Here is a 25447-nt window from a genome sequence, read left to right on the forward strand (position 1 = left end):
TCAGTACTTGGGAAACAGCGAGAAACGTCCCGGCCCTGCAATCAGGACGGTGGTGAAGATGATCAGCAGCATCCAGCCGAACTGCCCGTCAGCGAGTGACCAGTCGGGATGCACCACCAGCATCGCCACCAGCAGCGTGGCGACGATGGGCAGGCATGCCAGGCGGGTCAGCACGCCCAGCGCAATCAGCAACGGGCATACCGTTTCCGACAGGATCGCCAGCAGCAACGTGGGCGTAGCGCCCATGTGGAACGGGTCTTCAATGCGGGTGAGTTCCTGGCTGTAGTGCAGCACCTTGGGCAGCCCGTGCACGGCAATGAGCAGCGCGCTGCCGGTGACGCGCAGGAACAGCAGGCCGGCATGCAGCGTGGTGTCGGCTGGTACTGCGGCGTTGGTCGAATCGAGCGAAAGGCGTGTCATGGCAATCGCCTCTGTCCAGTTACGTTGGATTGGGCGGCGTGCGATCCGACGCCACCGCCACATCGGCGTCCGGTGCCTTGGACGGCGCGCCCGTGATCTTGGGCACGCACTCGTGGCGGAACCACGCCATGGTGATGGGTTCGCCGGCCAGCAGGCGTTGCGCAGTCGGCACGATCTGTTCGCCGATCAGCATGCCGAGCAGCCCGACCAGCGCAATCGCGGGCGGCGCGGGTGAGCGTACGTGCAGCAACGCATAGATGATGCCGACCAGCATGCCAACGCCAATCGAGATGAGATAGGGCTTCATGAGGCCTCCAGTCGGGCGGTTGTCGGGCGGTTGCCGGGGTCGTCGGGGCCGGTGCACGCGCGCTGCCGCGCACCGGCTCACCCAGTTTAGGACGACAGGAACGCCAGCAGATCCGCGTTGACCTTGTCCGCCTCGGTCACACACATGCCGTGCGAGCCGCCCGGGTAGACCTTCAGCGTGCCGTGCTTCACCAGCTCCACGCCCAGCTTGGCCGAATCGTCGATCGGCACGATCTGGTCATCGTCGCCGTGCAGGAACAATACGGGCACGTCGATCTTCTTCAGGTCTTCGGTGTAGTCGACCTCGGAGAACTCCTTGATGCACAGGTACTGGCCGTGGATGCCGCCGGTCATGCCCTGCGCCCAGAAGGCATCGATGGTGCCTTGCGAGACCTTGGCATCCGGCCGGTTGAAGCCGAAGAACGGCGTGGCGAGATCGCGGTAGAACTGCGAGCGGTTGTCGGCCACCCCTTTGCGGATGCCGTCGAACACGTCCATCGGCAAGCCCTTCGGGTTGGATGCCGTCTTGAGCATGATGGGCGGCACGGCGCCGATCAGCACGGCGCGGGCAACGCGCTGGGTGCCGTGGCGGCCGATGTAGTGCGCGACCTCGCCGCCGCCGGTGGAGTGGCCGACCAGCGTGGCGCCCTGGATGTCGAGCGCGTTGAGCAGGGCCGCCAGATCGTCGGCGTAGGTATCCATGTTGTTGCCTTGCGAAGGCTGGTCGGAGCGGCCGTGGCCGCGCCGGTCATGCGCGATGACGCGAAAGCCCTTCTGCACGAGGAACAGCATCTGCGCGTCCCAGGCGTCGGCGTTGAGCGGCCAGCCATGAGAGAAGACGACCGGTTTGCCGGTGCCCCAATCCTTGTAGAAGATGCGCGTACCGTCTTGAGTCGTGATCGTTTGCATGATGGAAATGGAGGTGTGCGTGATGGCGAATCGGGCGGCGCGTGCAACAGCAGCGTTGCTGCGCAGGCGTCGCCCGGGGGCAGGGATATGGCTTGAGTGGCAGCGCGATCAGCGGGCAGGCACTGCTGCCAGCGCCTCGTGCGGCGTGGCGGTGCGCTGCGGTGCCTTGTGCACCATCGTGTAGGCGTAGTCCACGCCCATGCCGTAGGCGCCGGAGTGTTCCTTCACCAGCTTCATCACGGCGTCATACGTATCGCGGTGCGCCCAGTCACGCTGCCATTCCAGCAGCACTTGTTGCCAAGTCACCGGCACCACGCCGGCCTGCACCATGCGCTGCATGGCGTAGTCGTGTGCCTCTTTGGAGGTGCCGCCCGAGGCGTCGGCCACCATGTAGATCTCGTAGTCGGCATCGTGCATGGCCGACAGCGCGAAGGTGCAGTTGCACACCTCCGTCCACAGGCCAGCGACGACCACCTTCTTGCGGTTGTTCTTGGCCAGGGCGTCGCGCACCTTCTGGTCGTCCCAGGAGTTCATCGAGGTGCGTTCGAGCAGTTCCTTGCCCGGGAATACGTCGAGCAACTCAGGGTAGGTGTAGCCGGAGAAGCTCTCCGACTCGACGGTGGTGATGGTGGTGGGGATGTTGAAGATCTTCGCAGCCTTGGCAAGACCGACGGTGTTGTTCTTCAGGGCTTGTCGGTCCATCGACTGCACGCCGAAGGCCATTTGCGGCTGGTGGTCGATGAAGATCAGTTGACAGTTCTGCGGGGTGAGGACTTCCAGCTTGGGGTTCGTCATGGCCGTATCCCTTGGGGGCGTGATGCAAATGAGAGAGTGCCGCCGTGTGGTTGTCGCATGGGTGTCATGCGGGTGCCGTGCGGAACCCACGGCAATCAGCGGCCCATCCATCATAGGAAGTTGCGCCCCGTGCACAACGTCAGAAACGGCGAGTGCAGTTTTTGCGATTGACGAACAATCCGTGCTGCTTTGCGAAATATTGCGCGACTAACCTGCACCCGCGCCGGCCGCTGGAACCGGTTCGCCCGCCGCTAGCGGACCCAGCCGCGCTCAAGCAGGGGCACGTCCCAGGCCAGTTCTCCTGCGTGATGGTTGGCCAGGCAGTCGATCAGCGCAGAGACCTTGACGGCCTGTCGCTGCGTTGCGGGATAGACCGCAGAAAAGTGCAGTGGCGCGAGGTCGTACTCCGCCAGCACCGGCACGAGCCGGCTGGCGATCAGGTCGTCGCTCACCACCAGCGTGGGCAGGCAGGCAATGCCGGCACTGGTGAGCGCGTAGTCGCGCAGCAGATGCACGGAGTTCGAGCGCACCTGCTCGGGCAGGTCGAGTTCGGCGCTCACCTCGCCATTGCGCGAGAACACCCAGCGCTTGCGGGTCGGATAGCCGGAGTACAGCGCGAGTGAATGCTGCAGCAGATCAGCCGGTTGCTGCGGCAGGCCGTATTCCTCAACGTAGGCGGGCGTCGCGCAGAACACGCGCCGCAGCACGAACAGGCGCTTCTCGATCAGTGAATCATTGATGGGCGGGAAGATCTGGAAGGCCACGTCGAAGCCCTCGGCAATCGGGTCGACCACGCTGTCGTCCACCACCACGTCGAGCTGGATGTCGGGGTACTGCGCGCCAAACCTGGCCAGTGGCGCGGCAAAGTGGCTCAGCGCATAGCCGGGCAGCATGCGGATGCGCAGCTTGCCGGCCGGGGTTGCGCGCAGGCCGCGCATCTGGTCAGTCAGGTCCGTCAGCATGCAGACGGCTTCGGCGCAGCGCTTGTAGTAGGTCTCGCCCACTTCCGACAGCCGCACATGCCGCGTGCTGCGGTGGAACAGCGGCGCCTCGATAAAGCGCTCCAGTTGCTGCACGCGGTGCGTGACCACCGAGTTGGTCACGCCCAGCTGGCGTGCGGCTTCGGCAAAGCTGCGCGTTTCGGCCACGCGCACAAAGGCTTCGATACTGAGAAAGCGGTCCATAGGTACGGTCCATGCGCCGCAGGTGAGGGTGGCGCGACGCCAGCCATCATACGGCGATCCTGACGAATGTGACGTTGCCGCCTGCGGGGCTTTTCCGGGGATCGTCTGGTCGTTTATCCTCTGCAATCTGTTTCATTCCCATACCAAACTACCAAGCGAGGAGCAGTTCATGGCAATCCAAACGGTCGGCATCGTCGGTGCCGGAACAATGGGCAACGGCATTGCGCAAGCATGCGCCGTGGTCGGGCTGGATGTGGTGATGGTGGACATCAGCGATGCCGCCGTGCAGAAGGGCATCGCCACCGTGGCGGGCAGCCTGGACCGCCTCATCAAGAAGGAGAAGGCGACCGAAGCCGACAAGGCCGCCGCGCTGGCACGCATCCAGGGCTCGACCAGCTATGACGACCTCAAGCGCGCCGACCTCGTCATCGAAGCCGCCACCGAAAACTTCGACCTCAAGGTCAAGATCCTCAAGCAGCTCGAAGCGGTGGCTGCACCGCACGCCATCGTTGCGTCGAACACGTCGTCGATCTCGATCACCAAGCTGGCCGCCGTGCTGCAAGATGCCAGCCGCTTCATCGGCATGCACTTCTTCAACCCGGTGCCGATGATGGCGCTGGTGGAAGTCATCCGCGGCCTGCAGACGAGTGATGCCACGCACGCCGACGTCGAGGCGCTGGCCAAGCAGCTCGGCAAGACGCCGATCACGGTCAAGAACAGCCCGGGCTTTGTGGTCAACCGCATCCTGTGCCCGATGATCAACGAGGCGTTCTGCGTGCTGGGCGAGGGCCTGGCGAGCCCGGAAGAGATCGACGAAGGCATGAAGCTCGGCTGCAACCACCCGATCGGGCCGCTGGCGCTGGCCGACATGATTGGCCTGGACACCATGCTGGCAGTGATGGAAGTGCTGTACACCGAGTTTGCCGATCCCAAATACCGCCCGGCCATGCTGATGCGCGAGATGGTGGCGGCAGGCTACCTCGGCCGCAAGACGGGTCGTGGTGTGTACGACTACCGCAAGTAAGCGCCTGCCCTCGGAGCCGTCCATGTCGATCTATACGTACCAAGTGCTGTGGGCCGATCTAGACGGCAACCAGCACCTCAAGAACACGCGCTATCTGGACTATGCGGCGCACACGCGCTTTCGGTTTCTGACCGAGCACGGGTTTGGGCCGAAAGCCTTTGCGCAGCACAAGCTCGGGCCGGTGGTGTTTGAAGACCGCGTTGCCTATCGCAAGGAACTGCGGTTGATGGACACCTTTACCGTGAGCGTGGAGACGGCGGGCCGCAACGAGCGCGGCTCGCGGTTCATCATGGTCAACCGCATCCGCGATGAAGCGGGCGAGTTGTGTGCGGAGGTCACCAGCATGTGCGCGTGGTTTGACCTTGCCGAACGCAAGGTCGCCGCGCCACCACCGGCGCTGTTTGCTGTGATGGAAGGCACGCCCCGTACAGACGACTACCGGCTGCTGTAACGGCTGTCCGCCAACTGTCAGGCGAGATTCGCGCAAACTGTCTGCAAGTGTGCATGGAGGCGGTGTGGCGGTGCGTTGATGATGACGCATCGCCACACCGTTTTTTCATTCCCACACACCGGACGCCACCATGTCGCGCTACGCCTTCCGCCTGCTCAACGTCTTTGCTGAATCCACCTTTGGCGGCAACCAGCTCGCCGTCTTCGAAGACGGGCGTGGCCTGGACGACGCCACCATGCAGGCCATCGGACGCCAGTTCAACCTGTCCGAGATCACCTTCATCTTTCCTGATGACACGGATGGCGCCACGGCGCGCTTCCGCATCTTCACGCCCGATTACGAGATGCCGTTTGCCGGTCACCCCTCGCTGGGGACGGCGCAGGTGGTGCGCGAACTGTATGGCCCCGGCAATGAACTGACGCTGCGCTGCAAGTCGGGCATCGTGTCACTCACGGCGCAGGATGAGGGGTGGACGCTGGTGCCGCCGCGCTCGGGCGCGCTGAATACGCGCGAAGCCGATCCGGCCATTGCGAAGATGCTCGGGTTGGACGCGGACGCGCTGGCGGGCCCGCCGCTGTGGGTCGATGCGGGTATCGAGCAACTGATGGTGCCGGTCAAGACACGCGCGGATGTGGAGCGCGCCCGGCCCGATCCGTCAGCGTTCGATGCCTGGCCGCGCAGCAAGAACGATGGGCGCAACGCTTACGTCTTCACCATGCCCGCGCCCGGTAGCAATGATCCGGTGGTGTCGCGCTTCTTCTTCGAATATGGCACCGGCCTGTGGGAAGACCCGGGCACCGGCTCGGCCTGTGCCAACCTGGGCGGTTGGCTGCGCGCAACGGAGCATGCGTTGCCAGCGCGCTACCGCATCGAGCAGGGCGCAGCGGTGGGGCGGCCGTGCCATCTGACGCTGCAGGTCGATGCTGACGGCACCATCCACGTGGGTGGCCGCGTGATCGAAATCGGGCGCGGCACGCTGACGATCTGACGGGCTAAGCGGCGGCGTTCAATTCCTTGCAGAAGAACGTCGTCCCGCAAGGCGCGCCGTCGGGCATCAAGGCGTAGTTGGGCACCGTGCCCACACGCTGCCAGCCGGCGCGTGCGTACAGCCGCTCGGCATCGCCGCCGGTGACGGTGTCGAGCACCAGCACGGTCTTGCCCTCGGCGCGTGCGATGTCATCAATCGCCGCCATCAATTGCTGGGCAATACCCTGGCGACGCGCGCGGCGGTGCACGAGCATCTTCGCCACGTCTGCGCGATGCGGCTGGTTTTCGGGCTGGGCCAGAACCAGTTGCACCGTGCCGAGCACAGCGCCGTCTTTGTCCTCGGCGATCAGCAACGCGCGCTCGTTACGGGCGACGCCCTCAGCCACGTTGCGCCAGAACGCCTGCGCCTTGTCATGCGACAACGGCCACATAAAGCTGACCGACGCACCGCCCTCCACGCAATCGACCAACACATCGGCCAGCGCATCGACGCAGGTGCTCGCTTCATTGGCGCCCACACGGCGCACGACGACGGTGTCGGTCATTTCGTTCTCCAGCCAACAGGCGACACCGTGGTGAGTGCCACCAGATAGCGCGCCGGCCGTTGCGTCGGGTTGTGAAAGACGATCGGGCGGTCCAGCTGCATCGCCAGGCAATCGCCCGCGGCGAGTCGCCAGTGCACGTCGCCCACGGTCATCTCCATCGTGCCTTCGACGATCCACACCTGCTGGTACACCTCGGTATCGCGCACGCTGGTGTCATAGGCCACGCGCTGGCCGGGCGGAAAGTACACCTCCACCAACTGGATGGGCGAACGCGCGGCCGGCGAGAGGTTGCGGCGTACATAGCCGGAGCCCGGGTCGGTCCATTCGGGCTGGTCGGCCGCGCGTGCCACGGGCGAAGGTTCGGCGGCCGGCGCCGCACCTTCCTCGAATAGCGAGGCGAGCGTCACGCCCAGCGCAGAACTGAGCCGGTCGAGCACGGCGGCCGTCGGGCTGCTCTGCCCGCGCTCGATCAGGGAGATGGCCGAGCGGCTGACCTGGCTGCGTTCGGCCAGGGCGTCGAGCGAGAGCCCCTGCGCGTCGCGCAGTTCGCGCAGGCGGTGGGCGATGCGGTGGTGGATGTCCATGTAAGTCAGTTTAATGGAAATTTTCATCCAGTAAACTGGAATTTGAAGGGGCGATTGCGATGCGGTTCTGCGCGAGACGTCGTGCGGGAAGTAGACATGATTTTCTAGACAAGTTTTTCTAGAAAAGATAGTCTACGTGCCGATCGCTACAGAACCGACGTATCGCCATGACCAAGACCTCGCCTCGTATCAAGCCCACCGCTGCTGAGCTGAACCTCCTGCGTGTGCTGTGGCAACTGGGGCCGGCCACGGTCAAGCAGGTCCATCAGGCGGTGCAGGTCGAGAAGCCGGAAACGACCTACGCTGCGGTGCTGCGCCAGTTGCAGATCATGCATGCCAAGGGGATGCTGGTGCGCGACGAGCGTGAGCGTTCGCACGTGTATGCACCGGCGCAGCGCCAGAACGTTCTGCAGAGCGGTCTGCTGAACGAGTTCATCAACAAGGCGTTTGCGGGCTCCGGCAAGGCACTGGTTCTGGCGGCGTTGCGCGGGCATGTCACCAAGGAAGAGCGCGCCGAGATCGAAGCGTTGCTGCGCGAGGAAGACCTGTGAGCACAACGCTTGCCATCCTGGTTCCGGCCGTGGGCTGGGCGCTGCTGCACTTCCTCTGGAAGGGCGCGCTGCTGAGTCTTGCCGCAGCGCTGTTCCTGCGGTTGACGCGAGGCGGTCGTCCGCAGGTCCGGTACATCGTGCTGTGCATGGCGTTGGCGTTGTGCGTGGTGGTTCCGCTCGTCGACGGCTATCGCGAGTTCACGGCAATGGCCGCCATCGACCCGGTGCCGGCATTGCCCGTCTGGATGCCGCACGCCGTAGCGCCCGCCTTGTCGCAAGAGCCCATGCTGTGGGTGGTGGTGGCCTGGCTGCTTGGCGTCGGCCTGATGACGGTGCGTGTGGTCGTGGGCCTGGCCTGGGTGCATCGGCTCGCGCATGCGTCGCATGCCTGCGCCAACGATGCGTGGCAAGCCTGTGTGTCCGCACTTGCGCAACGTAGCGGAATCCGCCGCCCGATCCGGCTTCGGGTGGTGCCGCACCTGCCCAGTCCGGCCGCTGCCGGTTGGTGGCGCCCCGTCGTGCTGGTGCCGGCTTCGCTGTTGACGCAGATGCCGCCGGACCTGATCGAAGCGCTGCTGGCGCACGAGGTCGCGCACATCCGGCGTTTCGACTATCTCGTCAACCTCATGCAGCGGGCGATCGAGGCGTTGCTCTTCTATCACCCTGGCGTGTGGTGGTTGTCCGGACGCATCCGCGTGGAGCGGGAACTGATTGCCGATGCGCTGGCGGCGAGCCTGACCGGCAACCCGCGGCATCTGGCGCTGGCACTCAATCAACTGAGTCAGCAGCAGGGCGTAGAGGCGGCCCCGGCGGGCGCGGCACTGTGGGCGCATGGCGGCGTGTTGTCAGAGCGCATCCGCCGGCTGGTCAGGCCGCAGCGGCCTACCGGATGGACATCGGTTGGCTTGACCGCAGCGCTGGGCGCCGCACTGGTTGTGTCGGCCGTCGTCGTGCCGCAGTACCTTGGCGCCGCCTTTGCCCGCGAGGCGCTGTCGGTGTCGGATGATGCGCAGCGCATGCTCGTCCACGCTTCGGCCATCGGCAAGGTCGAGGCGCTTGTCGGCCTGATCCAATCCCAACATGTGTACGTGGTGGAAGACGGCAGCGGCAAGGTCTTGCTCCAGCGCGATGCAGACAGTGTTGTCCCGATTGCATCGTTGACCAAGCTGATGACCGCCATGGTGGTGCTGGATGCACGGCCCGAGTTGGATCGCGTGGTGCAGATCGCCCCGGCCGATGCGGGCACGCCGGCGTTGCGTCGCGCGGGGGTGCCTGTCGGGACGAACCTGCCGCTGCGCGACGTCATGCAGCTTGCACTGATGTCATCGGACAACCGGGCCGCCTTTGCCCTGGCGCGAACCTACCCCGGAGGCTTGCCTGCGTTCGAGCGGGCATTGCAGGCGAAGATCGCCGCGCTGGGGCTGACGCATACCGCGCTGAATGAACCGACGGGCCTGTCGGCGCACAACCGGTCAACGGCCAGCGACATTGCCATCATCGCCAAGGCAGCGGCGGACTATCCGGAGATCCGCCGCGATACTACCGACGCGAGCGAGACCCTCCAGATCAACGGCCAGCCGGTGGAGTACCGCAACACCAATCCGCTGGTCGGCGCGCGCGGCTGGGACATCCAGCTCTCCAAGACCGGCTTTACCGAGGACGCCGGCCGCTGCCTGATCATGCAGATCCGGTCTGCGGGCACCAGCATCACGATGGTCCTGCTCAATGGGCACCGGGCTGTGACCGTTCCCACCATGTCCTGATCTGCATCCTGCGCGCCACGGCACCCGCCTGAGCGGCCGGTGTCCGTCGCCTTGTTCCCGTGTTTTGTTTTCCTGTCTGGCCGATTGCGTTCGGCCGGGTGGGGAGGCGTTCGTCTGAAGTTTTAACCTGCAACCCCGCCTCATCCTTGCCGAATCGGCAACCGGATCGGGGCACTCTCAAGAGAGAGACGTATGAAACGCTGGTGTATCGCGGCGGCCGTCCTGGCCGTCAACCTGGTGAGCTCGACGGCGCATGCCCGAACCCTCTGCACCGTTATTGCGGATGCGGCATCGGGCAATGTGTTGATGCAAGAGGGCGATTGCGCCACGCGCGTGACGCCGGCCTCCACCTTCAAGATCGCGCTCAGCCTGATGGGGTTCGATGCCGGCATTCTCAAGGATGAACATACGCCCACGCTGGCCTACCGTGACGGCGATGTCGCGTGGGGTGGTGATGCGTGGCGGCAGCCCACGGACCCCGCGCGGTGGATCCAGTACTCGGTGGTCTGGTTCTCGCAGCGCGTGGCGCAGTCGCTGGGCGACACCCGCTTCCAGCATTACGCCGACGTGTTCGACTACGGGAACCGAGACGTCTCCGGCGAGCCCGGCAAGCACAACGGTACCGCCGGTGCGTGGATCAACTCGTCGCTGCAGATCTCGCCGCTCGAGCAGGTGGCCTTCCTGCGCAAGGTGGCCAACCGCACGCTACCGGTGAGTGCCAACGCCCTGGACATGACCTGGCGCGTGACGGAGATTGCTGCACGCCCCGATGGATGGGCAATTCACGGCAAGACGGGCACGGGCTCTCCGGGGGCACCGATCACGCATGAAGGCAACTACGACCGCGCGCACGCCTACGGCTGGTTTGTCGGCTGGGCAACGAAGGGGCCGCGCACGCTGGTGTTCGCACGCTTGACCCAGGACGCACAAATGCAGCCGACGCCCGCCGGCATGCGTACGCGCGATGCGCTGCTGAGCGAGTTGCCATCGCTGGTTGATGGTGTGACGCGATAGGACAACCATGCCCACCGATATGCGCAACAGGCGGATCGACGTGATCCGTGGGATCGCCATCCTGCTCGTCCTGTTTCATCACTTCAACATTGCCTATCGCCTGAGCGATACGTCGCTTGCTGCCGTGCTCGGGCCGGAACTGGTGCAGGCCGTGGCCCGCAACGGCAACTATGGGGTGACGATGTTCTTCGTGGTCTCGGGCTACCTGATCACCTCGAATGCCCTGCGCCGTTGGGGCCAGCTTGGCCGCATCGATGCGTGGGCGTTCTACGGGCTGCGCATCGCGCGCATCGTGCCGTGTCTGCTGTTGCTGCTCGCCATCGTGAACGTACTCGCGCTGTGTGGCGTGGCGATCTTCCAGAACCACGCCGCCACGGGCGAGCCCGTTCCGCTATGGCACGTCAATCTGGCGAGCCTGACCTTCACCATGAACGTGCTGATTGCGCGGGTCGGGTGGGTCAACTATCCGTTGGGCGTCTTGTGGTCGCTCTCGGTGGAAGAGGTGTTCTACCTCACGTTCCCGCTACTGTGTCTCGTGCTTCGGCGCGAGTCGCTGCTGTGCTTGTTCTGGGCAACGATCATTGCGGTCGGCCCGCTGTACCGGCTGACCCATCAAGGGGATGAGGCCGGATTTCTTTACGCGTACTTCGCGAGCTTCGACGGCATTGCCATTGGCTGCGGCGCTGCCGTTCTTTCCAGGCGGTTCGCCCTGGCCGGCATGACGACCTGGTTCGTGCAAACCGCGGTCGTCGTCTTGATGACGTTTCTCTACCTGTGGTGGCCGATCGCACAGAGCAACGTCCTGGGTGTGACGGCAATGGCGCTAGGTACGGCAATCCTGTTGTGGCCGGTGCAGCGTTCAGTGGCCCGTGATGGGCAGCGCTTCAATCCATTCAGCCGCGTTGCTGCCATGGTGGCGTGGTGCGGCATGAACAGCTACGAGCTGTACCTGTTTCACCTGATTCCGCTTGCGGTACTCAAAACAGGGTTCCCGCGCGCCACGGTTCTCGGTGACGAGAAACTCGTGCTGCTGGCGGCGTTCATGCTGTTTTCGTTCATGCTGGCTGCGGGCATTGCGCGGTACTACGCGGAGCCGTTCAACCGCGCGCTTCGGCAACGTCTTCTGCAGCCACGGCGCACGCAATCCACCATCGTTTGAACGGGGGCGCACCCCGGTCATTGCGGTAACCGGGGTGCGCGCGGCGCGAGATTACGCGGGGCCATGCACCTCGCCGGCGCGCTCGAACAGCCATGCGAGGAAGCTGTTGAGTGACCGGTCGTCCGCTGCATCCCGATACAGGCAGTGAAACGGCGGCCCCTCCAGCTTGACCTCCGGAAACAGCATGACCAGACGCCCGTGGTTGACGTCGTCCTGAATGACTGCCCGCGGGGCCAGGCAGATCCCCAGACCGCTCATCGCGGCCTTCACCAGCAGGGCGAACTCGTCGTAGAACGGCCCGCGCAGGGTTTCGCCGATGGCGACTTCTGCCTGGTGAAACCAGTACTGCCATGCCTGCGGCAAGCCCGCGTAATGCAGCAGTGGTGCATGGCGCAAGTCAGACGGAGCGTGCACCGCCGCCAGCGCGGGATGATGCGGCGTGCAGACGGGCACCGCCACGTTGGCCACCAGGGGCTTCGACACGAACCCCCGTCGCCGCAGCTCCGGCGTATAGCGGCGGATGACCACATCGCTCGATTCATCAATGCGATCGACCTCGGTGTCGGGCGTGGAGACCAGCTCAATATCAACGCCCGGGTGCCGCGCATAAAAGTGTGCCAGCTGCGGAAGCAGCCAGCCGTGGGCGAACGACGATGAGGTATTGATCCGGATCTGGCGCCGATCTGGCGCCTCGAACATCTGCTCCGTAGCCTCGGTCAGGCGTCCGATGCAACTGGCGACGTCCACCAGGTAGTGCCGCGCCCGCAGGGTCAGGCGCAGGGATCGTCCATCGCGCTCGAAGAGCTTCTGTCCAAAGAACGTTTCCAGCACGCGGATCTGCTGGGCGACCGCGCTCTGCGTGACATTCAACTCTTCGGCGGCAAGGGTCAGGCTGTTCAGGCGCCCGGCAGCTTCAAAGCTGCGCAGGGCATTGAGAGGGGGGAGTCGGCGCATGGCGCAATGTCAAAGAACAGCTAAAGCGTCGTGGAAAAAAACTCGTTTGTGGCAATGAAAGCGGCTTCCTATCATAGGCGCCACATTGGATTGGAAGATGATGATTGCATTACCCAACCTACTCAAGACATCGGTGCAGCGCGCTGCGTGGCGATCATTTCCGTTCGGTTGCTGGATGCCGCTGTGGATGCACCGGTGGATACGTCAAGCCAGCCGCTACCTGGCGTTGGCCGGCATCATCTTGATACTGGTCGCCTGCTCAGGCCCACCCCCCAACGAGCGTGAAACCGGCAGCGGCGGAACGCTGGTGCGATACAGCTCACGCCAGGTGAGCGTGGACCTGACCGATGCGGAGCAGCAGAGCCTGCGCACCATGCGCGACCGTACGTACGCCAACACCGCGCCGGATCGTGCACTGAGTGCGGTGGCCAAGGCGTTGACCGAACTGGGTTACGCACCGGTGTCGGTCGACAACGAAACCGGCCTGGTGGAAGCGGGGCTGAGTGACACGCTGGTGCCCAAGTGGCGCCAGTTGCTGCGTGGGGCGCTCAAGAACTACACCGGCATGTTTCCGGCCAAGCCGGATCACGAACGCGTGTCGGCCGTCATCGCGGTCAAGGCGGGCACGGGTAGTCAGTCGACGCTGGTCCGTGCCCGGTTCGACAGCACAGTGTGGGACAGCAACGGCGATGCGCGCACGAAGACCGTGCTGAAGCGGGAAGTCTACGATGGCTTTTTCGCGGGCGTGGACAAGGTGCTGTGCTCAGCTGCCTGCAAGGGGCAGCCTTAAGCGAACCACTCGCCAACGTTGGGCTGGCGAGCGTGGCGCGCTATTCCCGCCGCTGCACAGCCGGCGGCAGCCACGTCCCATCCAGTGCCGCTTCTTTTGGCCACGTCAGCTGCATGCGCAGCAGGAAGGGGCCGACCGGTGGCGGCAGCCAGTTGTTCCGCATGCCCTTGGGCGGCGCGCGCTGGATCAGGATGTCGAGCGAGCCATCGCTGTTCAGGCGTGGGTGATCGGCTTCGCTGAGGAGGTTGCGCAGGCTCGGGCGCTCGGCGGTGCGGCGCGGTTGCTGCACGGCGGCCACGGCCCAGCCGGCGTTCTCCGGCGGAAGCTGGTTGCGATCGAAATGCAGCACGTAGCGGTGCGTGCTGTCCAGCGGCAGGCTGTTGGCGTCCGCTGTGGCGGTGGCGATCAGCATGTCTTGCGGCACGTCGGTACCGCCGCCCGACCACGAGACGATCGCGCGTTGCGCATAGTCCAATCCATACGCGCCGATCATGCGCGGGATGAACCAGCCGTTCTGCGTGATCTGCGGCTGCTTGGCCGCCATCGAGAGCGTCTCGCGCGCGGCGTTCACGCCGGCATCCATCACCTTCAGGCTGGTCGAATCCACTGCCTTGGCGTCAAACGGCGCACCGGGCACGATGCCGAGGTTGCGCAGCGACGCCACCATCGTGGAATCTGCCGCGTGCGGCGGATTGTCCTTGAGCAGCTCGGCAAACCGGGTGAAGTAAGCGTTGGCATCGAGCGCGGTCACACGGCGGCGCGCTGCATTCAGGCTGACGTCGATGTCGGTGGCGTTGTTTGCGTCAGCCTTGGCTTCCGCCTCGGTTTCGCGAGCGCCGGGTTTGCCGAAAGCGTCCAGCGGCGTGATGCGGTAGCGATCCTGCACGCGGCGCGCGGCAACCTCGTCGCGCTGCCCAGCGACCTGTGTGCGGGCAACGACCCAGACCAGGTTCGTCGGCGCGGCGATCTGCTTGACGCCTGCCGGCAGCGTGCCATCCCAGCCCGGCGGCGTGATCGCGTAGTTGGCTGCACGTGTGCCCGTGGTGCGGTTGCCGATGGATTCGAACACGTCCGTCCAGGCATCGTGCACGGCCACCCAGATATGGCGGCGGCCGACGTCGGGCAGGCTCAGCACGACGGGCCCGTTGCGCAAATCGACGAAGGCGCTGCTGGCGAGCACGTCCACACGGGCGCGTACACCGGTGGGCAGGGCTTCGTCTTCCAGCGTGCGCTGGTGCATGAAGCGCCCATTGGGCGCGATGGCGGAGGTGACCTGCATCAGCGCGTCCGTCATCATCAACGGAAACGCATACACATAGGCGGAGCGGACTTGTGCCTCGCCGGCTTGCGGCAGGCGCAGTTCGTTGGCAGCCGCGGGGTTCGGGTCCTGGGTGGCGCAGCCCGTCAGGGTCAGGGCCGCCGCGCTCAGCGCCACCGCCGCCAGCCTTGTGAGCGGGCGCACGGGCGCATGGCAGTGCGTCATGGTGTTCTCCATCTTGTCGGTACGCGGCAACAGGAAACCAGACGCCTGTCGAACATCCCCCCAAGGATGCTTGCGCATACGGTTGCGTGGTCGCCCGTCACGGTGCCACGCTTGTTGTTGAGCATCTGCTGAATTTAGAAGTGCCGCCCCCGCAAGTCAATCGAAGTGCAGTGGGGTGCGCACGGTGGGGTGCGCGCTAGGATGCACGCGGTTGCGCCTACAGCCGCAGATGCAGGGCGAGGCGCAATTTGGCGGCATCGTACTCGGCTTTGAGCCGCGTGACGATCTCGCCAGCGGGCGGCAGGTCGGCAATCTGGCCCACCCCCTGGCCGGCGCCCCAGATGTCTTTCCATGCCTTGGCACGGGAGCTGCCGTCGCCAAAGTTCATCGTCGATTTGTCGGCCTCGGGCAGGGCTTGCGGGTCCAGCCCGGCCAGCTCGATGCTCTCGCGGATGTAGTTGCCGTGCACCCCTGTGAAGAGGTTGGTGTAGATGATGTCGGACGCCGCCGCGCGCACGATGGCCGTCTTGTAGCTCTCGGCGGCGTGCGCCTCCTGGCTGGCGATGAAGCGCGTGCCGATATAGGCGAAGTCCGCGCCCATGGCCTGCGCGGCGAGGATGGCATCCCCCGTGGCGATGGCGCCCGACAGCGCGATCGGCCCGTCAAAGATGCGCCGCACCTCACCCACCAGCGCAAACGGCGACAGCGTGCCAGCATGCCCACCCGCGCCCGTGGCCACCAGGATCAGCCCATCGACGCCAGCCTCCAGCGCCTTCTCCGCATGGCGCAGGTTGATCACATCGTGCAGCACGATGCCGCCATAGCTGTGCACCGCATCCAGGATCTCCTTGACCGGCGCGCGCAGCGAGGTGATGAAGATCGGCACCTTGTGCTTGACGCAGGTGGCTACGTCCTGCTCCAGCCGCGCGTTGGAGTGGTGCACGATCTGGTTGACGGCCAGCGGCCCCACCACAGCATGTGGATGTGCGGCACGGTGGGCGGCGAGGTCTTCGTTGATCTGCGTGAGCCATTCGTCCAGCACCTCGGCCGGGCGTGCGTTGAGCGCCGGAAACGCCCCGACGATGCCGGCCTTGCACTGCGCCAGCACCAGTTCCGGATAGCTGACGATGAACATCGGCGAGCCGATCACGGGCAGGGCCAGGTGTTGCAGCGCGGGCGGCAGATGCTTGGCGGCGGGCATGGCGTCTCCTGATGAGAGGAAGGCAGGCAGCGGGGCAGACAGCGTCGTTCGATTATAGGAAGCGGGCGCCACGTGTTGCTGCCGAATGTGCCGACGGCTTCTGCGCTAGCATGCAGAGCATTCCTTGCGCATCACACACCACCGGAGACCTGCATGACCACGCCGCTTTCCATCGACGCCGCCACCGCCGCCGCAGATGCCGCGCTGTTTCCTGGCTTTCGCCCGTTCCGCCAGGCAGTCAACGGGGTGGAGATTGCCGGGGTGATTGGTGGCAGCGGGCCGCCGTTGCTATTGCTTCATGGTCATCCGCAAAGCCATGTGATCTGGCACAAGGTGGCGCAGGAGCTGGCGCGCGACTACACCGTTGTCGCCACCGACTTGCGCGGCTATGGCGCATCGTCCAAACCGGCCGGCAGCGCCAGGCACGCGGAATACAGCAAGCGTGTGATGGCGCAGGACCAGGTGGAGGTGATGCGCGCACTCGGCTTTGGCCGCTTCCGCCTGTGCGCGCACGATCGCGGCGCACGTGTGGCGCATCGGCTGTGCGTCGATCACCCCGTGCACGTGGAGCGCGCCATGCTGCTCGACGTCGCCCCTACGCTGGCGATGTACGAAAACACCGACATGGCGTTTGCATCCGCTTACTGGCACTGGTTCTTCCTGATCCAGCCCTCGCCGTTTCCCGAGACGCTCATCAACGCCACGCCGGATTTCTACATCAGCAAGCTGATGGGCCTGCGCCACGCCGGGCTTGAACCGTTTGCCCCGGAAGCGATGGCCACCTATGCCGCCGCCATGCGCGAGCCCGCCAGCGTGCACGCCATGTGCGAGGACTACCGCGCCGCCGCCACCATCGACCTCGAACACGATCGCGCCGACCGCGACGCCGGCAAGCGTGTGAGCGTGCCGCTGCGGGTGCTGTGGGGTGAGAACGGCGTGATCCAGCGGTGCTTCAAGCCGCTGGAACTGTGGAGCGCGGTGGCCAAGGATGTGAGCGGCGGCACGGTGCCGTGTGGGCACTATGTGCCGGAGGAAGCGCCAGAAGCGTTGTTGACGGAGATGCGGGCGTTCTTTGCTTGATGCGAGCCGCAATGGCAGCGGGCGTCGCGATCATCAATCCCGATACGTTTTTGGAGACGCCTTCGGGTCGCGTGTGGACGCCCGAGCGCAGCAAGGCGGCGTGGGATCGCTGTTTTCAGGTGCTGGAAGACCACTTGCGAGAATCCACGCCGAGTGGACCACGCCGGCTGCTGATCGTTTGTGGATTACAAGGGGCTGGGAAATCGCACTGGATTCGCCAGAATGCGCAGCGTTATGCGCCGTGCATTTGCCTCGATGCCGCGCTTCCCGGCATTCGGCATCGGCGTCCGATTTTGGAGTTGGCGAGTCGATACAGTGCCGAGGCGATGGCTGTGTGGATCGATACGCCGCTCAGCGTGGCACTCACAAGAAACGCTTTGCGCGTGCCAGACAAACGCGTGCCGGAAGACAGCATCAGGAGCGTTGCCGCTCTCTTTGAGCCGCCATCGGCTGAAGAGGGCTATAGCAACGTTCTGCGGTTGGACGGTTCAACGCCAGCGTTTCACCCCGTCCCTCAGCATTGACCGGCGTCGCCTTACGCGTCGGCCCACTCCCGCAACAGGTTGTGATATGTCCCCGTCAGCGCAATGACGGACGAATCCTCCTGCCCCAGCAGCCCCATCAGCCGCTGCAGTTCCGTATCCATCTGGAACAGCAGCGCGCGATGCGCGTCGCTGCGCACCATGCTCTGCAACCAGAAGAACGAACACACCCGTGCGCCGCGCGTGACGGGCGTGACGCGGTGCAGGCTGCTGCTCGGGTAGAGCACCATGTCGCCCGCCGCGAGCTTGACGCGGTGCTCGCCAAAGGTGTCGTCGATGACAAGTTCACCGCCGTCGTAGTCTTCGGGCTCGGTGAGGAACAGCGTGCACGAGAGGTCGCTGCGGATGCGGAAGTCGGTACCGCGCAGATGGCGCACGGCGTTGTCGACGTGGTTGCCGAAGGTCTGCCCGCCTGCATAACGATTGAACAGCGGCGGGAACACCTTGAGCGGCAGCGCGGCTGAGAAGAACAGCGTGTTGGCCGCCAGCGCATCCTGGATGAAGGTGCCGACTTCGCGCGCAGCGGTCGAGCCTTCGGGCAACTGCATGTTGTGCTTCACCTGGCCCGACTGCGCGCCGGCGGTGACCTTGCCGTCCACCCATTCCGCGGCGTCGATGATGGCGCGGCAGTGTGCGACCTGGTCCTTGGTGAGGACGGCGGGAATCTTCAACAGCATGGCGATTCGGATTCGAGTGTGCCGGCCAGCGTGCGCAATCGCGCATCGGGGTGGCCGGCAAGAAAGTCATGTGCCTTGGCGAGGAAGGCGGGCGTCGCGCTGCGCGGTACGGCTCGCATCCACGTGAGGGCTTCGTCGGCGCGGTCAGTGAGTGCGAAGAGCCGTGCCGCGTTGAACTGGCCACGGAAGTCGCCACCCTCAGCCGCACGCAGGTAGCAGTACAGGGCCATCCCCAAGTCGGCCTCGACTTCCCAGCCGTCTTCATAGAAACCGCCGACCACATTGATCGACTTGGCGTGCCCTTGCGCAGCGGCTGCCTGGAAGAAAGCGAAGGCTTGCGCGCGATCCTGCGGCACACCGCGCCCGAGCTGCAGGCTGGTGGCGTAGTTGTACTGGCCCCAGTCGAGGCCGGCATCCGCCGCGCGGGCATACCAGTGTGCTGCGGTCTTGTCGCAGGCAGGCGCACCCCAGCCGTGCTCGTAGCAGCGGCCGAGCATGTTGGCCGCCATGGCGTGGCCGGACACCGCGGCGGTCTTGAACCAGAAGAGGGCTTCGGTGTGATTGCGTTCGACACCGTGGCCATCGAGCAGCCATTGACCAAGGATGGTCTGTGCCTCCGTATGGCCACGACGAGCGGCGCCGGCAAGCCAGTCCGCCGCGCGATCGGCCGGGCCGGTCAGCACGGCGTGAATGGCATCCACCACCGCAGCATCGGCTGCGGCGGTTGCAGCAAGCGCCGCCATCAGTACCGGATGCCCAGCGTCAGGATCGCAGCGCGCCCCGGTGCGAGCGATGCGTAGTGCGATGCGTACGCCTGGTTGTAGTACTTCTTGTCGAACAGGTTCTGCACGTTCAACTGCAGGTTCATGTGCTTGTCGATGCGGTACGAGGCCATTGCATCAAAGCGCCAGTAGGCCGGCACCCACTTCGGGTTGGCGGGGTTGGCGCTTCCCCAGACCTTCGACACGTAGTACGCGCCGCCGCCCAGCGTGAACTTCGGCATCGGCTGGTAGGTGGTCCACAGGCTGAAGCTGCTCTTGGGCGTGTTGGGGAATTCGGTGCCATTGGTGGCGCCAAAGGCCGCGCCCGAACCGCCGTTGTTGCGCAGCTCGCTCTTCAGGTACGTGTAGCCGCCAAACACTTGCCACTTGTTGGTGAGTGCGCCCGACCAGCCCAGCTCGAAGCCGTCCACGCGCTTGTTGCCGGCCATGGCGGCGGTGCCGTCCTGCAGCACGATGCGTGCGTTAGTGGTTTCGATGCGGAAGATGGCAGCGGTGAGCGCCAGCTTGTTGTCCAGCACGTTCCACTTGGTGCCGAGTTCGTAGGCGCGGTTCTTCTCGGGGGCGAGTACGTCGCCGCGATTGCCCGAGCGATCCGGCGTGAGTGCGCTGCCATCGGCGCCTTGACCCGCCACCGAGCCCGACGGCGTGGACGACGTGCCATACGCCACGTAGATGCTGCCGTTCTGCGCGGGCTTGAAGACCAGGCCGAGCTGGTAGTTCAGCAGGTTGTCGTCCCGCGAGAAGCTGGAGCGTACGCCTTGCGCATTGGCCGATGTGCTGGCCGAAGCCGAGTAGCGGTCATAGCGCAGGCCGCCGTTGATCTGCCAGCGCGGCGACAGCTCGATGGTGTCGAACACGTACGCCGATTGTGTGCGCACCGTGGTCTCGGCCGGGTTGTTGGCCAGCGTGATGTTGCCCGTCCATGGGTCGTTCGGGTTCGGGTTGAACAGGCTCGTGCAGTTGTAGCCGCCGGCCGCGCCGATCCCGTTCGGGCAGCGGTTGCTGCCGGTGGGGACGTTGTAGGTGTCGTTGCTGCTGTGCTCGCGCGAGAACTCCAGGCCTGCTGCGTAGCTGTGCTTGAAGCCGCCGGTCTCGAACTTGCCGGTCGCTTCCGTCTGGTTGGCGACGGTATTGGCCACCGAGTAGCGCGTGTTGGCGCGGCGCCAGACCATGCCGTAGTAGATGTTGCCCTGGCTGTCGTCGGGCTGCGTCCAGACGTAGTCCTGGCTGGTGCGCGCGATGCGCGTGGTGTTGCGCAGCTTCAGCGCGCTCGACACATCGTGCTCCAGCGAAAGCGTGCCCATGTCGACGCGATCACGGCGGAAGTCGCGGCCCAGGCCGTAGTAGGTATTGCGGCCGACATCCACCGGCGAGCCGTCGCCTGGCGCGAACAACTGCGGGCGGCCATCGGTGCGGCGGTTGAACGTGCCGTTGTTGTAAGGGATGCCCGTGTCCGGCGTGTCGTTCGATTGCAGGTGGTAGTACGACAGCGTGGCGCGCGTGGGCGTGCCCAGCCCGAAGGCGATGGACGGCGCGATGCCCCAGCGGCTGAAGCTCGTCACATCGCGGCCCGGCGTGCCGGCGTCGTGATACATCGCGTTCAGGCGGAAGGCCGCGTGTTCGCCGATCTGGTAATTGCCGTCGGCCGTGGCGCGCTTGTACGCCGCATTGCCCACGGAGATCGTGCCCTCGGTGAAGTGCTCCAGCTTGGGCGTCTTCGAGACGATGTTGATCGCCCCGCCGGCCGAGCCGCGCCCTTCATACGCACCCGACGGCCCCTTGATGACTTCCACCGATTCCACGTTGAACATCTCGCGCGATTGCGCACCGATGTCGCGCAGCCCGTCGAGGAACGTGCTGGCCTGTGCGTCGTAGCCGCGGATGAACGGGCGGTCGCCCACCGGGTTGCCGCCTTCGCCCGCGCCAAACGCAATGCCCGGCACCGTGCGCAGCGCTTCGGTAAGCGTGACGGAGCCGGTGTCCTGCAGCACCTCGGCCGGGATCACCGTGACGGACTTGGGCGTGTCGAGCAGCGGCGCGGTGAATTTGCCGCCCGAGGCTTCGTCGGTCTTGAAGCCACTGCTGCCCGTGACCGTGTGGGTCGGCAGGGTGGCCGTTACCGAATCCTTCTTGGTTTCCGCCACGGCCGGTGTGGCCGCCACGGCAAAGCTCATGGCCCCTGTCAGGTATCCCACCACCGAATGTTCGGCGCGCTTGCGTTCCGTCTGTGCTGCTTGCATGGCTTGGTGCCCGCTCCCCTGAAAAATCTTGTTACATGTTTGGTGCAAATGAGAATTGTTATCGTTCGCATGTGAGGGAGTCAACGCAGAATCTGTCGATTTCCTTATCGGCTGAAGAAAATCTCCGATAAATCAATGTGTTATGCCCAGCGAGCTGCGAGGTGCGGCAAAACGCAGCATGTTTTGTGTTCGAAGGCTTCCATTTATTCAAGCAGATGATTTAGTATTGCCGGGCAGGCTGTCCAACCGAATCTCTCTTGCAAGGTGAGCATCGCGTGAGCACGGACCCCGAACTCCTCATCGAACAGCGCGGGCAGGCGCTGTGGTTGACCATTCAGCGCGAAGAGCGCCGCAACGCGATCAACGGCGCGGTGCTTGAAGCACTGACGGCAGCGCTGGTCGATGCCAGCCGCAACGCCGCTGTGCGTGCCGTGGTGCTGACCGGCGCTGGCACGCGGGCCTTCTGTGCCGGGGCTGATCTGCAGAGCGGCCAATCTTTCCGCTTTGACTATTCCCAGCCGCACCAGGGCCTGGCGGATCTGTTTCGGCAGGCGCGCCGCTGCACCGTGCCGCTCATCGCACGGGTGAATGGCGCATGCATGGCCGGTGGCATGGGTTTGCTGGCGATGTGCGACATGGCGGTGGCCAGCCGTAGCGCCATGTTTGGGCTGCCTGAGGTGAAGGTCGGACTGTTCCCGGCGCAGGTGTTGGCCGTGTTGCAACATCAGCTGCCGCGTCGTCTGCTCAACGAGCTGTGTCTGACCGGCGAGCCGATGAGCGCAGACCGCGCCCTCGCCGCCGGCCTGATCAACGAAGTGGCCGAGCCCGAAGCGCTCGATGCCGCTGTCGATGCGCTGCTCGCGCGGCTGCTCGATAAATCGCCGTCGGCCATCCGGCGCGGGTTGTACACGCTCAAGCAGGTCGAACACCTGAGCTTCGAGCAGGCGATGGCTTTTACCGAAAGCCAGATTGGCCTGTTTGCCTTGACCGAGGACGCGCAGGAAGGTCAGGCCGCCTTTCGCGAGAAGCGCGCCCCCAACTGGACGGGCCGCTGACATGCGTAAAGACACGGTTTCCATCGGTGGCGCCAGCGGCTTTTGGGGCGACAGCGTGACCGGGCCGATGCAGCTGGTCGCCTCCGGCCGCATCGACTTTCTCGTCTTCGATTACCTGGCCGAACTGACCATGTCGCTGCTGGCCAGCGCGCGCATGAAGAACGCGGAGCTGGGTTATGCGACCGACTTCGTCAGCGTGGCGATGCGCGCGGTGCTCAAGGACGCGCTGGCGCAGAACATCCGCATCATCGCCAACGCGGGTGGTGTGAACCCGCGCGGTTGCGCCGCGGCGCTGCAGGCGTTGGCCGATGAACTGGGTGTGAGCGTGCGCATTGCCGTGGTGGAAGGCGATGACGTGATGCCGTTGCTGCCCGCGCTGCGCGACGAAGGCGTGCGCGAGCTGCAAAGCGGCCGCCCGCTGCCCGACAAGGTAGTGAGCGCCAATGCGTACCTGGGTGCGTTGCCGATCAAAGCGGCGCTCGATGCGGGCGCGCAGGTGATCATCACAGGCCGATGTGTCGACAGCGCGGTCACGCTCGGTGCGTTGATGCACAGCTTTGGCTGGGCCGTGGATGACTACGACCGCCTCGCCGCCGGCAGCCTCGCCGGACACATCCTCGAATGCGGCTGCCAAGGCGCCGGTGGCCTGCATACCGATTGGGAATCCGTGCCCGACTGGGCGCACAGCGGTTACCCCATCGTCGAGTGCGGGGCTGACGGCAGCTTCATCGTCACCAAGCCGGAAGGGACGGGCGGCCTCGTCACCCCTCCCACCGTGGGTGAGCAGTTGCTGTACGAGATCGGCGACCCCGCGCGCTATGTGCTGCCCGATGTCGTCTGCGATTTCACCCAGGTGACGATGACGCAGGCTGGCGAGCATCGCGTTGCAGTGCAGGGCGCACGCGGCCGTGCCCCCACACCTGACTACAAGGTAAGCGCCACCTACGCCGATGGCTATCGCGCCACCGGCCAGCTCACCATCGTCGGCATCGATGCGGACCGCAAGGCCCGCCGCACGGCCGAGGCGATCCTGGAGCGCACGCGCGGGCTCTTCCGCAAGCTCGGCCTGCCCGACTACAGCGCCACGCATATCGAGACGCTCGGCTCGGCCTACCTGTTCGGGCAGCATCAACCGAGCGCGCCGCGCTTTGAATCGGTGATGTGGCTGGCCGTTGCGCACCCGAACAAGCAAGCGCTGGAACTGTTTGCGCGTGAGATCGCGCCGGCCGGCACATCCTGGGCACCCGGTACGACGGGTGCGGGTGGGCGGCCGAGCGTCGTGCCCGCCATCAAGCAGTACGCTTTCCTGATCGACAAGGCGCGTGTGCAGCCGCGTGTGACATTGCTCGGCGGCGAGAGCTTCGATGTGGCTGTACCGACGGGCGGTGCACCGCTGGAAGCCACAACCGCCGCGACTGTGGCGGCCGCACTGCCGACCGGACCGACGCGCGAAGTCCAGCTCATCGAACTCGCCTACGCCCGCAGCGGTGACAAGGGCGACACCTCCAACATCGGCGTCATCGCACGCCGGCCGGAAGACCTGCCGCTGTTGCGCGCACAGTTGACCGAAGACGCCGTCGCCGCCTATCTCGCACACGTCGCGCGTGGCCGCGTGACCCGCTACGACCTGCCCGGCATTCACGCGCTCAACTTCGTCTGCGAGCAGGCACTGGGCGGCGGTGGCATGGCGTCTCTGCGTAACGACCCACTGGGCAAGGGCATGGCGCAGGTGTTGCTGACGATGCCGGTGCGCGTGCCGGTCGATCTTCCTTAACCGACGGGGCGACCATGTACACAGGTCTGCTGACATCCGTGCTCTTCAATGCCGAGCACGACACCTTTCGTGAGACCGTGCGCCGCTTTGTCGACAAGGCGGTGTTACCGAACATCGATGCCTGGGAGGAGGCGGAAACCTTTCCGCGCGAGTTGTATCGCGAGGCAGCAGATCTTGGTCTGCTCGGCCTCGGCTTTCCCGAGGAATACGGCGGCACACCCGGCGACCTGTTCCTCGAACTCGCGATGATTGAAGAACTGACGCGTGCGGCCAGCGGCGGTCTGCTCGCATCGCTGTTCAGCCACACGATCGGCGCACCGCCCATCGTAGCGGGCGGTTCTGCAGAGCTGAAAGCGCGCGTGCTGCCCGACATCCTCTCGGGCGAGAAGATCAGTGCGCTGGCTATCACCGAGCCGTCGGGCGGGTCGGATGTTGCCAACCTGACCACGCGTGCGGTGCGTGATGGCGATCACTACATCGTCAACGGTAGCAAGATCTTCATCACCTCCGGCATGCGCGCGGACTACCTGACCGTGGCGGTGCGCACGGGCGGGGCGGGCGCAGGTGGCATCTCCCTGCTGCTGGTGGATGGCGACGCGCCGGGCCTGTCGCGCACGCCGCTCAAGAAGATGGGCTGGTGGTGCTCCGATACCGCGCAACTGCATTTCGACAACTGCCGTGTGCCTGTGGGCAACCTGCTCGGCGCGGAAAACCGCGGCTTCGAACTGGTGATGCGCAACTTCAACCATGAGCGCCTTGCGCTGGCGATGCAGGCCTACGGGCTGGCGCGTACATGCCTGAACGAAGCGGTGGAGTGGGCCAGCCAGCGCGAAACCTTCGGCAAGCGCCTCGTGCAACACCAGGTGGCGCGGCAGAAGCTGGTGGCGATGGCCACACGCATCGAAGCCACGCGTGCGCTGCTCGAAGACCTGATGCGCCGCATGCAGGCGGGCGACTCACCGGTTGCGCAACTGTGCATGCTCAAGAACTTCGCCACACAGAGCCTGCAGTTCTGCGCCGACACGGCGGTGCAACTGCTCGGCGGCATGGGCTTCATGCGTGGCACGAAGTCAGAACGGATCTATCGCGAAGTGAAGGTCTACATGATCGGCGGCGGCGCGGAGGAGGTCTTGAGCGATCTCGCCGCGCGCCAGCTTGGTTGGGTTTGAGGAGACAC

Annotated in this window: 26 protein-coding genes; 13 read left to right on the forward strand and 13 right to left on the reverse strand. The window is 65.2% G+C overall.

The features are described from left to right. The 5 genes from C404_RS49200 to C404_RS49220 all read right to left on the reverse strand — a co-directional run bounded on the left by C404_RS49200 (position 1) and on the right by C404_RS49220 (position 3614). On the reverse strand, positions 1-420 hold the full coding sequence (locus C404_RS49200) for a DoxX family protein (RefSeq protein ID WP_021196185.1): 420 nt from the start codon (positions 418-420) through the stop codon (positions 1-3). Between the two features lie 19 nt (positions 421-439). After that, positions 440-727 (reverse strand): XapX domain-containing protein, encoded by a 288-nt coding sequence (locus tag C404_RS49205; protein WP_021196186.1) that lies wholly within the window; start codon positions 725-727, stop codon positions 440-442. 86 nt (positions 728-813) lie between these two features. Then, positions 814-1635: an alpha/beta fold hydrolase gene (locus tag C404_RS49210; protein WP_021196187.1), complete on the reverse strand. Its 822-nt coding sequence runs from the start codon at positions 1633-1635 to the stop codon at positions 814-816. A 108-nt stretch (positions 1636-1743) separates the two neighbouring features. Then, a complete protein-coding gene (locus C404_RS49215) occupies positions 1744-2430 on the reverse strand; it encodes a hydrolase (protein ID WP_021196188.1) in 687 nt (228 codons plus the stop codon). 251 nt (positions 2431-2681) lie between these two features. Continuing rightward, entirely contained in the window at positions 2682-3614 is a 933-nt protein-coding gene (locus C404_RS49220) for a LysR family transcriptional regulator (RefSeq protein ID WP_021196189.1), read from the reverse strand. Positions 3615-3783: 169 nt separating this feature from the next. On the opposite strand from C404_RS49220, the gene C404_RS49225 reads away from it, so the two are divergent. The 3 genes from C404_RS49225 to C404_RS49235 all read left to right on the forward strand — a co-directional run bounded on the left by C404_RS49225 (position 3784) and on the right by C404_RS49235 (position 6077). Beyond that, the gene (locus C404_RS49225; RefSeq protein WP_021196190.1) at positions 3784-4638 is read left to right on the forward strand and encodes a 3-hydroxybutyryl-CoA dehydrogenase; all 855 of its coding nucleotides are present in this window, start codon (positions 3784-3786) and stop codon (positions 4636-4638) included. Positions 4639-4660: 22 nt separating this feature from the next. Then, complete coding sequence (locus C404_RS49230; protein WP_021196191.1) at positions 4661-5089, forward strand: acyl-CoA thioesterase; 429 nt, start codon at positions 4661-4663, stop codon at positions 5087-5089. Positions 5090-5219: 130 nt separating this feature from the next. After that, positions 5220-6077 carry a PhzF family phenazine biosynthesis protein gene (locus tag C404_RS49235; protein ID WP_021196192.1) on the forward strand — a complete coding sequence of 286 codons (858 nt, stop codon included), beginning with the start codon at positions 5220-5222 and terminating at the stop codon, positions 6075-6077. A 4-nt stretch (positions 6078-6081) separates the two neighbouring features. On the opposite strand, the gene C404_RS49240 is transcribed toward C404_RS49235, so the two are convergent. Together C404_RS49240 and C404_RS49245 are read right to left on the reverse strand one after the other, a co-directional pair. Continuing rightward, the gene (locus tag C404_RS49240) at positions 6082-6621 is read right to left on the reverse strand and encodes a GNAT family N-acetyltransferase (protein WP_021196193.1); all 540 of its coding nucleotides are present in this window, start codon (positions 6619-6621) and stop codon (positions 6082-6084) included. Next, on the reverse strand, positions 6618-7205 hold the full coding sequence (locus tag C404_RS49245; RefSeq protein ID WP_021196194.1) for a helix-turn-helix domain-containing protein: 588 nt from the start codon (positions 7203-7205) through the stop codon (positions 6618-6620). The genes C404_RS49240 and C404_RS49245 overlap by 4 nt, the downstream gene beginning before the upstream one ends. Before the next feature lie 167 nt (positions 7206-7372). Here C404_RS49245 and C404_RS49250 point away from each other — a divergent pair, with 167 nt between their 5' ends. The 4 genes from C404_RS49250 (at position 7373) to C404_RS49260 (ending at position 11692) form a co-directional block, all read left to right on the forward strand. After that, a complete protein-coding gene (locus C404_RS49250; protein ID WP_021196195.1) occupies positions 7373-7756 on the forward strand; it encodes a BlaI/MecI/CopY family transcriptional regulator in 384 nt (127 codons plus the stop codon). Then, positions 7753-9519: a M56 family metallopeptidase gene (locus C404_RS58900; RefSeq protein ID WP_021196196.1), complete on the forward strand. Its 1767-nt coding sequence runs from the start codon at positions 7753-7755 to the stop codon at positions 9517-9519. The genes C404_RS49250 and C404_RS58900 overlap by 4 nt, the downstream gene beginning before the upstream one ends. 192 nt (positions 9520-9711) lie before the next feature. Beyond that, positions 9712-10533: a class D beta-lactamase gene (blaOXA, locus tag C404_RS49255; protein ID WP_021196197.1), complete on the forward strand. Its 822-nt coding sequence runs from the start codon at positions 9712-9714 to the stop codon at positions 10531-10533. A gap of 7 nt (positions 10534-10540) precedes the next feature. Then, positions 10541-11692 carry an acyltransferase family protein gene (locus tag C404_RS49260; RefSeq protein WP_021196198.1) on the forward strand — a complete coding sequence of 384 codons (1152 nt, stop codon included), beginning with the start codon at positions 10541-10543 and terminating at the stop codon, positions 11690-11692. A gap of 51 nt (positions 11693-11743) precedes the next feature. Here the strand turns inward: C404_RS49260 and C404_RS49265 are convergent, their stop codons facing one another. Next, a complete protein-coding gene (locus C404_RS49265) occupies positions 11744-12646 on the reverse strand; it encodes a LysR substrate-binding domain-containing protein (protein WP_021196199.1) in 903 nt (300 codons plus the stop codon). 97 nt (positions 12647-12743) lie between these two features. Between C404_RS49265 and C404_RS0130235 the strand changes: the two genes are divergently transcribed. Beyond that, complete coding sequence (locus C404_RS0130235; RefSeq protein WP_021196200.1) at positions 12744-13436, forward strand: hypothetical protein; 693 nt, start codon at positions 12744-12746, stop codon at positions 13434-13436. A gap of 40 nt (positions 13437-13476) precedes the next feature. Here the strand turns inward: C404_RS0130235 and C404_RS49270 are convergent, their stop codons facing one another. Further along, complete coding sequence (locus C404_RS49270) at positions 13477-14919, reverse strand: DUF1254 domain-containing protein (protein WP_021196201.1); 1443 nt, start codon at positions 14917-14919, stop codon at positions 13477-13479. 217 nt (positions 14920-15136) lie between these two features. Further along, complete coding sequence (locus C404_RS49275) at positions 15137-16120, reverse strand: NAD(P)H-dependent flavin oxidoreductase (RefSeq protein ID WP_021196202.1); 984 nt, start codon at positions 16118-16120, stop codon at positions 15137-15139. 153 nt (positions 16121-16273) lie between these two features. Between C404_RS49275 and C404_RS49280 the strand changes: the two genes are divergently transcribed. Next, positions 16274-17200, forward strand: a complete 927-nt coding sequence (locus C404_RS49280; RefSeq protein ID WP_021196203.1) for an alpha/beta fold hydrolase — start codon at positions 16274-16276, stop codon at positions 17198-17200. A gap of 11 nt (positions 17201-17211) precedes the next feature. Next, positions 17212-17724, forward strand: a complete 513-nt coding sequence (locus tag C404_RS59500) for a kinase (protein WP_049286131.1) — start codon at positions 17212-17214, stop codon at positions 17722-17724. Positions 17725-17735: 11 nt separating this feature from the next. Here the strand turns inward: C404_RS59500 and C404_RS49285 are convergent, their stop codons facing one another. The 3 genes from C404_RS49285 to C404_RS49295 are packed head-to-tail and all read right to left on the reverse strand — an operon-like array spanning position 17736 to position 21441. Next, the gene (locus C404_RS49285) at positions 17736-18419 is read right to left on the reverse strand and encodes a Fe2+-dependent dioxygenase (protein ID WP_021196204.1); all 684 of its coding nucleotides are present in this window, start codon (positions 18417-18419) and stop codon (positions 17736-17738) included. Beyond that, the gene (locus tag C404_RS49290; RefSeq protein WP_021196205.1) at positions 18410-19162 is read right to left on the reverse strand and encodes a tetratricopeptide repeat protein; all 753 of its coding nucleotides are present in this window, start codon (positions 19160-19162) and stop codon (positions 18410-18412) included. The genes C404_RS49285 and C404_RS49290 overlap by 10 nt, the downstream gene beginning before the upstream one ends. Further along, a complete protein-coding gene (locus C404_RS49295) occupies positions 19162-21441 on the reverse strand; it encodes a TonB-dependent receptor (protein WP_021196206.1) in 2280 nt (759 codons plus the stop codon). Before C404_RS49295 ends, C404_RS49290 begins: the two co-directional genes overlap by 1 nt. 275 nt (positions 21442-21716) lie before the next feature. Here C404_RS49295 and C404_RS49300 point away from each other — a divergent pair, with 275 nt between their 5' ends. Genes C404_RS49300 through C404_RS49310 form a run of 3 tightly spaced genes read left to right on the forward strand, consistent with a single transcriptional unit; the run spans position 21717 to position 25439 of the window. Beyond that, the gene (locus tag C404_RS49300; RefSeq protein ID WP_031329767.1) at positions 21717-22496 is read left to right on the forward strand and encodes an enoyl-CoA hydratase/isomerase family protein; all 780 of its coding nucleotides are present in this window, start codon (positions 21717-21719) and stop codon (positions 22494-22496) included. A 1-nt stretch (position 22497) separates the two neighbouring features. Then, positions 22498-24270, forward strand: a complete 1773-nt coding sequence (locus tag C404_RS49305) for an acyclic terpene utilization AtuA family protein (RefSeq protein ID WP_021196208.1) — start codon at positions 22498-22500, stop codon at positions 24268-24270. A gap of 14 nt (positions 24271-24284) precedes the next feature. Further along, positions 24285-25439, forward strand: a complete 1155-nt coding sequence (locus C404_RS49310; protein WP_021196209.1) for an acyl-CoA dehydrogenase family protein — start codon at positions 24285-24287, stop codon at positions 25437-25439. The last annotated feature ends 8 nt before the right edge of the window (positions 25440-25447 follow it).

This window comes from Ralstonia sp. AU12-08, from assembly GCF_000442475.1.
Classification (GTDB): domain Bacteria; phylum Pseudomonadota; class Gammaproteobacteria; order Burkholderiales; family Burkholderiaceae; genus Ralstonia; species Ralstonia insidiosa.

Coding starts and splice junctions, on each gene's coding strand:
- C404_RS49200 (WP_021196185.1), bottom strand. CDS start 420: ATGACACGCCTTTCGCTCGATTCGACCAACGCCGCAGTACCAGCCGAC.
- C404_RS49205 (WP_021196186.1), bottom strand. CDS start 727: ATGAAGCCCTATCTCATCTCGATTGGCGTTGGCATGCTGGTCGGCATC.
- C404_RS49210 (WP_021196187.1), bottom strand. CDS start 1,635: ATGCAAACGATCACGACTCAAGACGGTACGCGCATCTTCTACAAGGAT.
- C404_RS49215 (WP_021196188.1), bottom strand. CDS start 2,430: ATGACGAACCCCAAGCTGGAAGTCCTCACCCCGCAGAACTGTCAACTG.
- C404_RS49220 (WP_021196189.1), bottom strand. CDS start 3,614: ATGGACCGCTTTCTCAGTATCGAAGCCTTTGTGCGCGTGGCCGAAACG.
- C404_RS49225 (WP_021196190.1), top strand. CDS start 3,784: ATGGCAATCCAAACGGTCGGCATCGTCGGTGCCGGAACAATGGGCAAC.
- C404_RS49230 (WP_021196191.1), top strand. CDS start 4,661: ATGTCGATCTATACGTACCAAGTGCTGTGGGCCGATCTAGACGGCAAC.
- C404_RS49235 (WP_021196192.1), top strand. CDS start 5,220: ATGTCGCGCTACGCCTTCCGCCTGCTCAACGTCTTTGCTGAATCCACC.
- C404_RS49240 (WP_021196193.1), bottom strand. CDS start 6,621: ATGACCGACACCGTCGTCGTGCGCCGTGTGGGCGCCAATGAAGCGAGC.
- C404_RS49245 (WP_021196194.1), bottom strand. CDS start 7,205: ATGGACATCCACCACCGCATCGCCCACCGCCTGCGCGAACTGCGCGAC.
- C404_RS49250 (WP_021196195.1), top strand. CDS start 7,373: ATGACCAAGACCTCGCCTCGTATCAAGCCCACCGCTGCTGAGCTGAAC.
- blaOXA (WP_021196197.1), top strand. CDS start 9,712: ATGAAACGCTGGTGTATCGCGGCGGCCGTCCTGGCCGTCAACCTGGTG.
- C404_RS49260 (WP_021196198.1), top strand. CDS start 10,541: ATGCCCACCGATATGCGCAACAGGCGGATCGACGTGATCCGTGGGATC.
- C404_RS49265 (WP_021196199.1), bottom strand. CDS start 12,646: ATGCGCCGACTCCCCCCTCTCAATGCCCTGCGCAGCTTTGAAGCTGCC.
- C404_RS0130235 (WP_021196200.1), top strand. CDS start 12,744: ATGATGATTGCATTACCCAACCTACTCAAGACATCGGTGCAGCGCGCT.
- C404_RS49270 (WP_021196201.1), bottom strand. CDS start 14,919: ATGACGCACTGCCATGCGCCCGTGCGCCCGCTCACAAGGCTGGCGGCG.
- C404_RS49275 (WP_021196202.1), bottom strand. CDS start 16,120: ATGCCCGCCGCCAAGCATCTGCCGCCCGCGCTGCAACACCTGGCCCTG.
- C404_RS49280 (WP_021196203.1), top strand. CDS start 16,274: ATGACCACGCCGCTTTCCATCGACGCCGCCACCGCCGCCGCAGATGCC.
- C404_RS59500 (WP_049286131.1), top strand. CDS start 17,212: ATGGCAGCGGGCGTCGCGATCATCAATCCCGATACGTTTTTGGAGACG.
- C404_RS49285 (WP_021196204.1), bottom strand. CDS start 18,419: ATGCTGTTGAAGATTCCCGCCGTCCTCACCAAGGACCAGGTCGCACAC.
- C404_RS49290 (WP_021196205.1), bottom strand. CDS start 19,162: ATGGCGGCGCTTGCTGCAACCGCCGCAGCCGATGCTGCGGTGGTGGAT.
- C404_RS49295 (WP_021196206.1), bottom strand. CDS start 21,441: ATGCAAGCAGCACAGACGGAACGCAAGCGCGCCGAACATTCGGTGGTG.
- C404_RS49305 (WP_021196208.1), top strand. CDS start 22,498: ATGCGTAAAGACACGGTTTCCATCGGTGGCGCCAGCGGCTTTTGGGGC.
- C404_RS49310 (WP_021196209.1), top strand. CDS start 24,285: ATGTACACAGGTCTGCTGACATCCGTGCTCTTCAATGCCGAGCACGAC.